The organism is Hyphomicrobiales bacterium (genome assembly GCA_017642935.1).
Taxonomy (GTDB): Bacteria; Pseudomonadota; Alphaproteobacteria; order Rhizobiales; family MH13; genus MH13.
This window is the reverse complement of record JAEPOK010000001.1, coordinates 331,804-344,818: the sequence shown is the minus strand read 5'-3', so window position 1 is coordinate 344,818 and position 13,015 is coordinate 331,804. Positions and strand designations below refer to the sequence as shown.

Sequence of the window (13,015 nt, the reverse complement as noted above, 5' to 3'; positions counted from 1 at the left end):
GTCTTGGAATTGCCAGGCTTGAATGCACCGCTCTTAGCGGTAGCCGGCAGCTTCCATAGCTTCGTTGGTGATGGCCTGGGCCTTCTCCAGCGCTTCTTCGATGCTCTGCTGACCAGCGTAAGCTGCGGAGAATTCCTGGCTGACTTCGGTGGCGATACCAGCGAACTCAGGGATCGCCGCGAACTGGATACCAACATACGGAACCGGGTCCACAGTTGGATTGTTGGGGTCAGCTGAGAGGATCGAGTCCAACGTCATCTGCGCGAACGGCACCGACGTATAGTTGGGGTTTTCGTACAGAGACGTACGCGCGCCTGGAGGCACGTTGGCCCAACCTTCGTTCTCTGCCACGAGCTCGATGTAGTCGGTGGATGTTGCCCACTCGATGAACTGGAGAGCTTCGTCCTGCTGCTGGGTGCCAGCTGGGATAGCGAGAGCCCAAGCCCACAGCCAGTTGGAGCGCTTGCCAAGACCAGTGTCTGGTGCCAACGCAAAACCCACCGAGTCAGCAACGGTTGAATCATCGCCTGTGACAAAGGACGCAGCAACCGTGGCATCAATCCACATACCGCATTTGCCTTGGTTGAACAGCGACAGGTTCTCATTGAAGCCGTTGGTCGAGTAACCGGTTGGACCGGACTCATCCATCATGCCTTTGTAGAAATTCAGCGTGTTGGCCCAAGCTTCGGTATCGAACTGGGCATTCCAGTCTTCATCGAACCAGCGTGCCCCGAAGGAGTTGGACATCGCGGTGATGAACGCCCCGCCTTCACCCCAACCAGCTTTGCCGCGCAGGCAGATGCCATTGATGTCGTTGTCACGGTCGGTCATGGCGGCAGCCGCTTCGCGGATGAACTCCCAAGTCGGAGCATCTGGCATTTCCAGGCCTGCCGCTTCCATCAGGTCCGTGCGGTACATGATCATGGAGCTTTCGCCATAGAATGGCGCGGCATAGAGTGTGCCGTCGTGCGACAGGCCACCGCGCATCGCAGGCAAAATGTCGTCCACATTGTAAGCGTCAGAAAGGCCGTCTAGTGGCACGAGCCAGCCATTGGCACCCCAGATCGGCGTCTCGTACATGCCGATGGTCATGATGTCGAACTGACCGCCATTGGTGGTGATGTCAGTGGTCACACGCTGGCGAAGAACGTTTTCTTCGAGCGTCACCCACTCAACGGCAATGCCTGTCTGTTCGGTGAATTGATCGGTGTAGCCCTGCATCCGGATCATATCGCCATTGTTGACGGTCGCGATCGTGATGGTGGCATCCTGGGCGAAAACGGCGCCGCCGGTCATTGTGAGAGTTAGTGCTGTGGCCGCGCCAAGCTTTTTGACGAGAGTCATGTTTTTCCTCCGGTTCTTTGTTGTTATTGGCCGAAGGCTACCGAATGTCGCAGTTCTGAGTCAACAAAATTTTACGCGTGTAAAATTATGACGTGATTTCAAGCAGACTCACGCACCACCAGGCGACCATTGAACAGAGTGGTTGAGCGCTCACCGGCGTCAGCGCCATCCTCTTCGACATGCGCGCGAAGCAGTTCAACCGAACGCCGAGCGATGGTGTCAAAGCTCTGTGAGACGGTGGTCAGTGTCGGGCAGGTGAAGCGCGAAAAGGGGTGGTCATCATGACCGGCCACGCGCAGCGCGCACCCGCTCCCTCGCCCGACGCGAAGACCCGATTCATAGGCCGCGGCCAGCACGCCAACCGCCAGGCGATCATTGCCGCAAAGAATGGTGTTGGTCGACAAGGCACGGTCGGCAAACGCTTTTTTTGCGCCATTATAGCCGATCTGTTCAAAGTCCCAGCCCTCGCCGTCGGCATAGACGATCTGGGGCTCATGGCCGAGCTGCTCCATGGTCTGCACATAGGCTTCAAGCTTGGATCGTACGTTTGGATTGGGGGCCATCCGGCCCTCAAACAGGCAGGGCGGCTCGCCAGTTTCGCAGAGATAGCGGACAATCTCGCCGATGCTCTGGCTATTGTTAAGGCCAACAAAACCCTCGCCAATGCCTTCAATATTGCTGTCAAAAAGCACCGAAGGCACGGCATCGCAGAAACGCGCCAAAGCGCCATGGTCAGACGTCCGACCCAAAGGCGCCAGCAACGCACCGGCGGGCTTCAGCGCAAGAAGACTTTCCAGATTCTCGGCTTCAACCGAGGGCGCACCATGGGAACTGAAAACGATGGGCCGATAGCCAGCGTCGATACACAGCCGCTCGATCTGACGCGCCATTTCCGCAAAGAACGGGTCAGCCAGATAAGGCACCAAAACACCGATACTCTTGGTCAGCCGACGGTTCTGATTCACCGCATAAACGTTTGGGCGGTAGTCATACTGTTCAAGCGCTTGTTCGATCCGCGCACGGGTGGACTTGCGAACGCTGTTGGGATCGAAAAAGTATTTTGAAACGGTCGGACGCGACAGGCCGCTAACGCTCGCGAACTCTTCCATGTTGCGAATTTTCTTATTGCCCTCACCCATGGCTGGCTCCTTGAAGCGTTGCGCCAAGTATGCAGATCGACCCACGGAACAAGCGTCATGAAAACGGACGCCATTGAGCAAGTGAAACTTTACGCGCGAAAAGAATGTTAAGCCCAGCGTAAAAAGCTCGACACCAAGCCGTCAAGGGCACAGCACACTCGGCGGACCCAGAAAGAGCCGCCACCCTAGCGTCAGATGCCCCAAAACAGAGTGGATTGGAGCCTGGCAAGTTTTCAGTCGCCGTTGATCTTGCTCAACACCTGAACACGCAAATTGGTCACATCGTGGATCGCCAGGCGCGAGCCAAATCAAAGCAGCGCGAGCCCGATCAGAGATGCATGACCAAAGAAACTGTCTTTCGTACGTCCAATGTCAGCAAGGTCTACGACACCGGAACCGTAAAGATCAAAGCGCTGCGCGACGTCAGCCTGGAGCTTTATTCTGGCGAACTCGCCGTGCTTCTCGGCCCATCCGGCAGCGGTAAATCCACGCTTCTCAATATCCTGGGTGGCCTGGACCATGCCAGCTCCGGCGATGTCTGGTTTCGTGACCTAGAACTCACCAACCTCAATGATCGTGGACTGACCTACTATCGCCGTGACCATGTCGGGTTCGTCTTCCAATTCTACAATCTGGTTGCCAGCCTGACGGCCCGCGAAAACGTGCAATTGGTCACAGATGTTGCCAAGAACCCGATGAAGGCCGACGACGCATTGGCTCTGGTCGGCCTGACCTCTCGACTGTCCCATTTTCCCGCAGAACTCTCCGGCGGTGAGCAACAGCGCGTTGCCATCGCCCGCGCTATCGCCAAACGCCCAGAGGTATTGCTCTGCGATGAGCCGACCGGCGCGCTCGACAGCAAAACCGGTGTTCAGGTGCTTGAGGCGCTCGACCAAATCAATCGTGACTTCGGCACAACAACCGTGGTCATCACCCACAATGCGGAAATCCGCAGAATGGCCCACCGCGTGGTGCGTTTCCAGGATGGCGGCATCGTCGATCTGGAGGTCAATGACCACCGCATTGCCCCAGCCGAAATCGTCTGGTGAGCGCGATGCACGCTATCGACCGAAAACTGCTGCGAGATTTCAGACGCCTTTGGGCGCAGGCGCTGGCCATCGCCATTGTGCTCGCCTGCGGTGTGGCGATCCTGATCACCTCGTTCGGCATGTACCGAGCGCTCGATGAAACGCGCGATGCCTATTACGAGCGCAACCGGTTTGCCGATGTGTTTTCCGCCGCGCGCCGCGCGCCGATAGATCTTGTGCGTCAGGTCATGGAGATCCCAGGCGTGCAGATGGCCGAGGCGCGGGTGACCGGCGATGTCGTTCTCGACATTCCCGGCAGTGTGGAATCGGCCGTTGGGCGCATCCTCTCACTGCCCGACTTTGGCGAGCCGCAGCTCAACGTGCCTCTGTTGCGATCCGGGCGCCTACCGACATCCACCGGAGAAGTCGCTGTCAACAAACCCTTTGCAGTGGCCAACGGGTTTGCGCTTGGCGACCAGTTTGAGGCCAACCTCAATGGGCGCAAGCAGACACTGACGATCACTGGAACGCTCGACTCACCAGAGTTCATCTACACGCTGGGGCCAGGCGCACTGATGCCAAACGATCTCACGTTCGGGATATTGTGGATGCCGCGCAGCATGGCTGAAGCCGCTTTCGACATGACCGGCGCGTTCAACGACATCAGCCTGGCAATCGATGCGCGCACGCCTGTCGAGCCGGTGCTAGAGGCGTTGGACAATCTGCTCGATCCCTATGGCGGGCTGGGTGCCTATGACCGCGCGGACCAACTGTCCAACGCTTTCATCGATGCCGAAATCACGCAACTACGCAGCATGGCGTTCATTCTGCCACCAGTGTTTTTCGGCATCTCAGCCTTCCTGGTGGCCATGGTCATGGGTCGGATCATCGCCTTGGAACGCAGCGAAATCGGGCTTCTGAAGGCGCTCGGCTATTCCGACCTTGAAATCTGCCTGCATTATTTGATGCTCGCCGGGCTCATCGCGATAGCCGGCATTTTGATCGGCTGGGGCGCTGGCACCTGGCTCGCCCGCGGCCTGGCCGAGCTCTATGCCGGTTATTTCAATTTCCCCTTTCTCATTTTCAACGTGGCGCTTTGGATCTATGGCGTCTCGGCAGCCCTTGCTCTCGCCACAGCCGCCCTTGGCGCAGCACGCAGTGCATTGAAGGCCGCAAGGCTTGCGCCTGCCGTGGCCATGCAGCCGCCAACCCCGGCGCGCTTCCGCCAGAACATCATCGATAAGGCGATGGCCGCCGCCCGCCTTTCGCAGCCCACCATCATGATCCTGCGCAGCCTGACCCGTTGGCCCTGGCGCAGCGCGCTGACCGCGTTGGGCATGACGATGGCGGTCGCGGCTGTGATGACGTCATCTTTCATGGGTGACAGTCTGGACGCCATCGTCGACAGCGCCTTTTACCAATCCAACCGCCAACATGCGATGCTGCTGTTCACCGACGATGTGCCGATCAGCACCTTGGGTGAGGTTGCGCGCTTACCGGCCGTGCGCCAGGTCGAAGGTCAGCAATATCACGGCGCCGTTTTGCGCAATCTCCATTATGAAAAACGCGTGTCCATCGAGGCCCGTCTGCCTGGCATGGACCTCAGCCGGGTTGTGGACGCGGACGGCGCGGTCTTGGACATCCCTCCAGGCGGCATTGTGCTGTCGAACCGCTTGGCAGGTCAGCTTCAGGTCTCGCCGGGCGATGGTCTGGAAGTGGAATTTCTGACCGGACGGCAGGAAACCCATGAGGTGGTCGTGTCCGGACTGATCGACCAATATCTGGGCCTTGGCGCCTACATGGACCTCAACTTTATCAATCAGCTGTTCCGCCAATCGCCGCGCATTTCCGTTGCCAATGTCACCTTGGACGATGCGCAGATTGACGCGCTACACGCCGCCGTCACCGAGATCCCAGAGCTTTCTGGCACCATCATGATGACGCAGTCGCGGCGATCCTTTCAGGAAACGATCCGTCAGAATGTGATCGTCATGAACACGATTTACATGATCATCGCCGTGCTGATCACCATCGGCGTTGCCTACAATGGCGCGCGCGTTCAGCTCTCCGAACGCGCCCGCGAACTGGCGAGCCTGCGTATCCTTGGCTTCACCCGCGGGCAGGTCTCCTACATTCTGGTCGGCGAAACCATGCTTTTGGCGCTGCTTGCTCAGCCGCTTGGCTGGGCGTTTGGGCGGCTTTTTACCGGCGCGATGGTCGAAGCTTTTTCGAGCGACCTTTACGCCTTGCCGCTTGTTTTAAAACCCGCGACCTTTACCACCGCCAGTCTCGTCGTCCTCGCCGCAGCGCTTGGCTCGGTGCTGGTCGTCCGCCGCAGGCTCGACCGGCTGGACCTCGTCGCCGTCATGAAAACCCGGGAGTGATCTGATGCCCAAAGCCGTTCGCATGCTGCTGCTCATCGGCCTTGGTGTCGTTCTGGTCGGCGGGCTTCTCTGGGTGACCTTCCGTACCGAGCCAGTGTTGGTCGACCTGGAAGAGGCGGTGATCGCACCGATGCAGGTGACCATCGACGTCGACGGCAAGACGCGCATTCGCGACATCTATGAGATTTCCGCGCCCATCACAGGTCTTGCGCAACGCTCCCCGGTCGAGGTCGGCGACCAGGTCATGGCCGGTGAGACAGTAGTCGCCGTTGTCGAACCCATCGAGCCGAGCCTGCTTGATGCCCGCAGCCGCCTGCAGGCCGATGCGGCGATACGCGAAGCAGAGGCACGGCTTCTCGTCGCGCAGACCGAATTGGCCAGCGCCGAAGAACATCGTCGGCGCGCGCAGTCGCAATTTGATCGGACCGAGACGCTGGTCTCGCGCGGCGTGGTGAGCACTACACAGCTTGAGGACGCCACCGAGCAGTTGGCTATCGCCAACGCCGCCCAGGCTGCCGCCATCGCAGGCATAAGCATGGCGCAAAGCAGCCTTGAGCGCGCGCAAGCTGAACTGATCGAACCAGGCGATGAGCAGAGCCAGGATGGCGCCTGCTGCGTCCCGCTAATGGCGCCGGCGAATGGGCGCGTGCTCGCCATCAATCAGATCAGTGCCCGTCCCGTTGTGGCGGGAGCACGTCTGGTCACGATCGGCGATCCGACAGAGCTGGAAATCGTCGCCGACATTCTCTCCGTCGACGCTGTGCGCTTGGAAGTCGGTGCGCTGGCGTTCGTCGACCGTTGGGGAGGATCGGATGCCCTGGAGGCGAGGCTGGTGCGCATAGAACCGGCGGCGCGCACCGAAGTCTCAGCCCTTGGTATCGAAGAGCAGCGCGTGGACACGGTCTTTGAGATCACCTCACCCTTGGAGGCGCGCGAAGGACTTGGCGATGGATTCTCCGTTCATCTTCGCATTGTCGAATGGCAATCCGACCAAGCCCTCCAAGTGCCATTGAGCGCGACTTTCCGCGTTGGCGAGGCCTGGGGGCTGTTCGCGGTCGAAGACGGCGTCGCGCACGAGCGTTTGGTCGAGCTTGGCCGGCGCAATGCGCGAACTGTCGAAGTGCTCGGCGGCTTGGAGGCCGGCACCATGGTGGTGACCCATCCCAGCGATGATCTCAGCGACGGCTCGCCAGTGCGCCAACGCACCATCGACATGCGATAGATGGCCGCTAGTCTGACCTTTTGCCAACCTTCGTGAGCGACCCAAAAAGGACCCCCCCGGCGATGAAGGCCGATCAACGCCAAGGCTTGTCAGAACCCGAGGTTGCCGCACGTCGGCAGAGCGCCGGCTGGAACGAAATCCCAGAAGGCCGAAAGGCCCATCCGCTTGCCGTGTTCGTGCGGCAATTCACGGGGTTGCTGGTTCTCATCCTAATCCTTGCCGGCGCGATCGCGATCTATCTAGGCGAGGTCGTGGACGCTCTGGCCATCGGTCTGGTCGTCCTGCTCAACGGTATCTTGGGGTTCGTTCAGGAATGGCGCGCAGAGAATGCTTTACAGGCCCTGCGCGCTATGATGGCGCCCACTGCCCTGGTTCTGCGTAACGGCGAAGAACAGATCATCGCCGCCCGCGAACTTGTGCCCGACGACATCGTCATCCTGGCCACCGGCGATCGTGTGCCCGCCGATATCGATCTGCACGAAACGATCCAACTGAAGATCAATGAGAGCGTCCTCACCGGCGAATCCACAGCCGTCGACAAGGACACAAGCCCAGAGGGCCGGCAGATCTTCTCCGGCACGTCGGTTGTCGCAGGGCGCGGTGAAGGGATCGTCACGGCCACTGGGCTCGACACCGAGTTCGGCAAGATTGCCAAGCTCACCGGCGGCGTTTCGAAACAAAAAACCCAGTTACAAGTCCAGCTCGGTCGCTTGGCCGGTCAATTGGGAGCGGTCGCGCTGCTGGTCGCCTCACTGGTTGTGGGCATCGGTGTTTGGGCGGGCCGCGAGGCGGGCGAACTGTTCATGACAGGCCTGTCACTGGCGGTGGCCGTTGTTCCAGAAGGCCTGCCGGCGGTGGTCACGATCACCTTGGCCTTGGGTGCAACGGCAATGGCGCGCCAAAATGCCGTCGTGCGGCGTTTGCAGGCCATCGAGACGCTGGGCGCGGCTTCGGTCATCTGCACCGACAAGACCGGAACCCTGACAGAAAACAAAATGACCGCGACCCGAATTTGGATGCCGCACGCAGCGTTTTCCGTCACCGGGACTGGCTATGACCCGATGGGCCATATTGCCCGCGACAATCAACGCGTCCGCGCATCCGATGATCTTTGTTTAGATGCTGCGCTTTCTACCGCTGCCCTTTGCAATCACGCCAGCCTGCGACGCCACGAGGGTGAATGGGTCATGCAGGGCTCGCCAACCGAAGGCGCGCTGGTGGTGCTCGCTCACAAGGGTTGGGTGAAGCTGCCGGACGACCGCGAACCGGTTAACGAAGAACCCTTTTCAAGCGAACGCAAACGCATGAGCGTCCTTGTGGGGACGCCACCGACCCTCCATTGCAAGGGAGCGCCGGAACAGGTCCTTGAACGCTGCGATCGTATCGCAACCCCAAGCGGTGCAACTGCCCTCGATGACGCTTGTCGCGGCAGTGTCATGGAAGCCTACCACGCCATGGCCGAACAAGGCCTGCGTGTGATCGCCCTCGCCTCGCGACCCGCCACTGACCCTACCGACACAGCCGAGGAACGGCTGATATTCAGCGCCTTGGTCGGGATCATCGACCCACCGCGCCCGGAAGTTAAAGACGCCGTTCGCCTCGCCCAGTCCGCCGGTATCCGCGTCATCATGATCACCGGTGACAGCCCTGTCACCGCGCAAGCGATCGCTGGCCAACTGGCTATTCCGGTCGAACGCGCTGTGACTGGTCCGGAGATCGAAGCATTAAACAACGACGAGTTGCGCGAAGCACTTGCTGGCGATCTTCTGTTTGCCCGCGCCAAACCGGCCCAGAAAATCCGCATCGTCGAAGCGCTGCAAGCGCAAGACAAAATCGTTGCGATGACCGGGGATGGCGTCAACGATGCGCCGGCGCTCAAGCAAGCCGACATAGGCATTTCCATGGGCCAACGTGGCACGGCTGTCGCCCGCGACGCGTCCGACCTTATCCTGCTCGACGACAACTTTGCGACGATTGTCGCCGCCATCAAAGAGGGGCGGCGCCAGTTCGACAATGTCCGCAAGTTCGTGCGCTACCTGCTCACCTCCAACGCCGGCGAGATCGTCGCCATCCTCGCCAACATCCTGATCGGCGGGCCACTGATCTTCTTGGCAACGCAGATCCTTTGGATGAACCTGGTGACCGACGGTGTGACCGCCGTGGCGCTGGGTTTGGAAAAAGCCGAAAAGGGACAAATGCAGCGCAAGCCGCGCGCGCCCTCAACGCCGATAATCGGTTGGGACGGGCTGTTCTTCATCGTCTTGTTCGCAATCTACACAGGATCCGCCAGCCTTTGGATTTTCTACCAAACGCTACCGCTTGGCGTCGAGGTTGCCCGCACAGCAGCGTTCACGGGCATGATCGTCTTTGAAAAGGTCAGCGTGTTCGCGTTCCGATCGCTGCGCCACCCCTGCTCGCAGATTGGCTGGCTGAGCAACCCGTTCCTTATCGTCACGCTCACCATCACTCTGTTGGCGCAAGTGGCCGCCGTTTACTGGCCGCCGCTTCAACTGCTTTTGCACACTGCTCCCTTGGGCCAAGAGCAGTGGGTAATGATCGCCATACTCGCTCTGCCACTTATTGTGATCCCCGAACTGGTCAAGCTCGTCACACGGCCGAAGATCGCTTGACATTGCTCAACGGATTTCTCGCTCACCGCGCAACAAAAAAGGTCGCAAAGGAGAGGCTCACATGTGGGGTCGCACGCTTCGGATCGTCCGATTAGCTGGCTTCGACATCAAAGTGGATGCCAGCTGGCTCTTGATCGCAGGGCTCATTGTTTGGAGCCTGGCAACGGGCTATTTCGCGCAGACCACACCTGCGCTGAGCGCCGACTGGCGGTTGCTGCTGGCGACCTTGGCGATGCTCGGGCTGTTCGCCTCGCTGATCTTTCACGAGTTGGCCCACGCACTGGTGGCGCGCCAGTTTGGCGTTGGCACGACAGGTATCACCTTGTTCCTGTTCGGTGGCGTCGCCGAGTTGGAAAGCGAACCAAAGACCCCAGCCAGCGAGTTCAAGATCGCCGTGGTAGGGCCGTTGGCCAGCCTCTTCCTGGCACTTAGTTTTTGGGTTGCAACCCATGTGACGCAAGAGCTGTTCGGATGGACGGTGGCTGCCGCCGTGTTCAGCTATCTGGCGGTCGTCAACCTCGCTCTTGCCTTGTTTAACATGGTGCCCGCTTTTCCTCTCGATGGTGGGCGGGTGTTTCGCGCACTCCTCTGGTCGCGGGCTCGCGACCTGATGCAAGCAACGCGACAAGCAGTGATGGTCTCAAGCGCTTTTTCCTGGCTACTGATTGCTTTGGGGCTGATGGGCCTGTTCGCCGGTCAGCTCGCAAATGGCCTTTGGCCGATGCTTCTCGGCCTGTTTTTGTTGGCCGCCTCCCGGGGCACGCTGCAAAAAATGGAAACCGATCTGGCTCTGAAGGGCCGCAGCGTGGCCGACCTCATGAGCCGGTCCGCAATCACCGCCTCGCCGGACCTGTCCTTAGAGACGCTGGCCAACGACATCTTTTTGGCCAATGCGATTAGTTTCGCACCAGTTATCGAAGGAGACACACTTCTCGGCTCCATCGACACGCGCACAGTTCGGCGCATCGACCGCGAAAATTGGCCGACGACAACCGTCGAAGACGTTTTTGAAAGCCTATCGAGCGACAACACCGTTGCGCCCAACCTCAGCGCGCAAAGTCTCATGGAACGCATTGGGCGCACGAACCGCCGCAAGTTTCTGGTTGTCGATGATCACCAGTTGGCCGGTGTGGTCAGCCTGTCGGACCTGGCGAGCTTCCTCGCCGTCTCCAAATCACTTCATCCGTCAGCAGCTTCGACGCGATAGCCTTACGATTTCGATCAGACCGGCCAGAGGTCGCGTATGGATTGCTGCAGACCGGCACGCACATCCTCAACCTCACCAGCAGAAATTTTCTCGTTCAAGGTTTCAAACACGGCCGTGACATCGCTCGCACCACGCCACCCCTCCACGTCGCCCAGCTTGGCTTCGATCGGTTCCATGAACGCCTCAAGGCTTCGCTCATGGACCGGCGTGTGCGAGGGCGACCAGCCTTCGAAGAACATGCCGCGAATGATGAGCGGCATCTGCGCCGAAAGCTGCGCCATTTCATCATGACCAAGATGGTCACGCACCTGCCGAAGCGTCGTCCGCAGCAAGCGCAGACAGTCGCGACTGCTTTCCCACCCCAACCTTTCTTTCAGCTCGTTGATCCACTGGTGGGTGAGTTGAACCGTGTGGTCGATAACCTCCAAACCCTGTGCAGACATGGGACTCTCCTTCGGTTTTCGCGCAACAGAGCGCCGATCAACGCACTACCCTTCCCGGCGATGCAGCCAGTTGACCGCGGTCAACACGATGTGGATGCGGCTTGCTAAACCGCAGGAGCCGAGGCCCAACAGCGGGATCTTGGCGAGCGAAAATCCGACGAACTGGAGGTCTTTCTCATGTCTGATGACAAACAGGTTTCCCAGACGTCGCCCAAACAGGGCGAGTGGCCGTTCCTGCAGACGTTTCAAACCGAAATGAACCGGCTGTTCGATCGTTTCAACGGACCCGATCATTGGCGCGCTGCGCAGGTTGTTCCAGCGATCAATATGGCTGAAAGCGACACCGCCGTTGAGGTGACGGTCGATGTGCCAGGCGTTGAACAACAGGATCTGGACGTTTCGATCGCCCACGACAGCCTCATCATCAAAGGCAAGAAGAGCGACGAGCGCGAGGACAGCGACAAAGACTGGCATGTCGTTGAGCGCAGCTTCGGCAGCTTCCGCCGCGCCATTCCATTGGGCTTCACGCCGGACGACAAGGCGGTCGACGCCAAATATGAAAATGGCGTCTTAAGCCTGCGCATCGAAAAACCGACCGATGCAGATAAGAACGCGCGCAAGATCGAAATCAAACGCAGCTGAACACAAGCGCGCAGGTCTACGATCCATGATGATCGACCTGCGCCAACCACCAAGTGCGAGACGCCCTTATGGCCATCAAGACGATCCTGGTCTGTTTGACCAACGAAGAAACCAGCGACAGCTTGATGCGCGCGGCGTGCGTGTTGGCGCGCGCCCACACCGCGCACCTGATTGGCCTGCACACGATCGAGGCAATGACGGTTTATCCGGGCATCGCCGTGCATATTCCAAGCACTGTCTTTGAGCAGTTCAGCGAGTCGCAGCTTGATCAAGCCGAGAAGATCAAAGCCATTTTCGAGCGGCACACGGATAAGGAAGATTTTGTCGCTGAATGGCGGCTCCAGCACACAAAATCTACCAAAGCCTCTGATCGGATCATCGATAGCGCGCGCATCGCCGATCTGGTCCTGGTCCCCAACGAAAATCCAGCGTTGGAGCGGTCCGACCAGCATCATCTTCAGGAAGAAGTGATCTACGAATGCGGTCGCCCTGTCCTGGTGGTGCCAGCTGACTTCGACGCTGAGACGATCGGCACCCACGTGATCGTCGGTTGGAACGACACCCGCGAAGCGGCCCGCGCTGCCCATGATGCGTTGGATATCCTCCAAGAGGGAGCACGAGCCCATCTGCTGCGCGTCCATGGCGAGGACGATGACCTAACCCATGACGCAACGCTCACCGAGCTGGCGCAGGCCTATGCGCGCCACAATGTCGAGACCAGCATTGGGCACCGGGCCTGGCAGCGGCATCAAGTGGCCGAAATCATCGAGCTGGAAGCCTTTGAACGCGGCTGCGACCTCATCGCCGTTGGCGCTTTCAGCCACTCACGCGCCTATGCCGTGATCCATGGCGCGGCGACCCGCGACCTGTTGCGTGACGCCAAACGACCGGTTCTTTTTTCGCGGTAATCGCCAAAGCAACCTGAACAGGTCTTTCGCCGACCAATTGGCCATGGTCTCACCTAAATCGCGACGCT

10 protein-coding genes are annotated in these 13,015 nt (G+C 59.6%); 7 read left to right on the top strand and 3 right to left on the bottom strand.

The window, feature by feature from the left end:
* Positions 1-33: 33 nt before the first annotated feature.
* Together JJ917_01625 and JJ917_01620 are read right to left on the bottom strand one after the other, a co-directional pair.
* Positions 34-1,344 (bottom strand): sugar ABC transporter substrate-binding protein, encoded by a 1,311-nt coding sequence (locus JJ917_01625; GenBank protein MBO6697509.1) that lies wholly within the window; start codon positions 1,342-1,344, stop codon positions 34-36.
* 98 nt (positions 1,345-1,442) lie between these two features.
* Positions 1,443-2,483: a LacI family DNA-binding transcriptional regulator gene (locus JJ917_01620; protein MBO6697508.1), complete on the bottom strand. Its 1,041-nt coding sequence runs from the start codon at positions 2,481-2,483 to the stop codon at positions 1,443-1,445.
* Positions 2,484-2,821: 338 nt separating this feature from the next.
* Between JJ917_01620 and JJ917_01615 the strand changes: the two genes are divergently transcribed.
* The 5 genes from JJ917_01615 (at position 2,822) to JJ917_01595 (ending at position 10,954) form a co-directional block, all read left to right on the top strand.
* Positions 2,822-3,532, top strand: a complete 711-nt coding sequence (locus JJ917_01615; GenBank protein ID MBO6697507.1) for an ABC transporter ATP-binding protein — start codon at positions 2,822-2,824, stop codon at positions 3,530-3,532.
* Between the two features lie 5 nt (positions 3,533-3,537).
* Complete coding sequence (locus JJ917_01610) at positions 3,538-5,895, top strand: FtsX-like permease family protein (protein MBO6697506.1); 2,358 nt, start codon at positions 3,538-3,540, stop codon at positions 5,893-5,895.
* A gap of 4 nt (positions 5,896-5,899) precedes the next feature.
* On the top strand, positions 5,900-7,117 hold the full coding sequence (locus tag JJ917_01605; protein ID MBO6697505.1) for an RND transporter: 1,218 nt from the start codon (positions 5,900-5,902) through the stop codon (positions 7,115-7,117).
* A 62-nt stretch (positions 7,118-7,179) separates the two neighbouring features.
* Positions 7,180-9,747, top strand: a complete 2,568-nt coding sequence (locus tag JJ917_01600) for an HAD-IC family P-type ATPase (GenBank protein ID MBO6697504.1) — start codon at positions 7,180-7,182, stop codon at positions 9,745-9,747.
* A 61-nt stretch (positions 9,748-9,808) separates the two neighbouring features.
* The gene (locus tag JJ917_01595) at positions 9,809-10,954 is read left to right on the top strand and encodes a site-2 protease family protein (protein MBO6697503.1); all 1,146 of its coding nucleotides are present in this window, start codon (positions 9,809-9,811) and stop codon (positions 10,952-10,954) included.
* 14 nt (positions 10,955-10,968) lie between these two features.
* On the opposite strand, the gene JJ917_01590 is transcribed toward JJ917_01595, so the two are convergent.
* Complete coding sequence (locus tag JJ917_01590; protein ID MBO6697502.1) at positions 10,969-11,397, bottom strand: DUF2267 domain-containing protein; 429 nt, start codon at positions 11,395-11,397, stop codon at positions 10,969-10,971.
* A 177-nt stretch (positions 11,398-11,574) separates the two neighbouring features.
* On the opposite strand from JJ917_01590, the gene JJ917_01585 reads away from it, so the two are divergent.
* Positions 11,575-12,039, top strand: a complete 465-nt coding sequence (locus tag JJ917_01585; GenBank protein MBO6697501.1) for an Hsp20/alpha crystallin family protein — start codon at positions 11,575-11,577, stop codon at positions 12,037-12,039.
* Between the two features lie 68 nt (positions 12,040-12,107).
* Positions 12,108-12,947 carry a universal stress protein gene (locus tag JJ917_01580; protein ID MBO6697500.1) on the top strand — a complete coding sequence of 280 codons (840 nt, stop codon included), beginning with the start codon at positions 12,108-12,110 and terminating at the stop codon, positions 12,945-12,947.
* Positions 12,948-13,015: the final 68 nt, after the last annotated feature.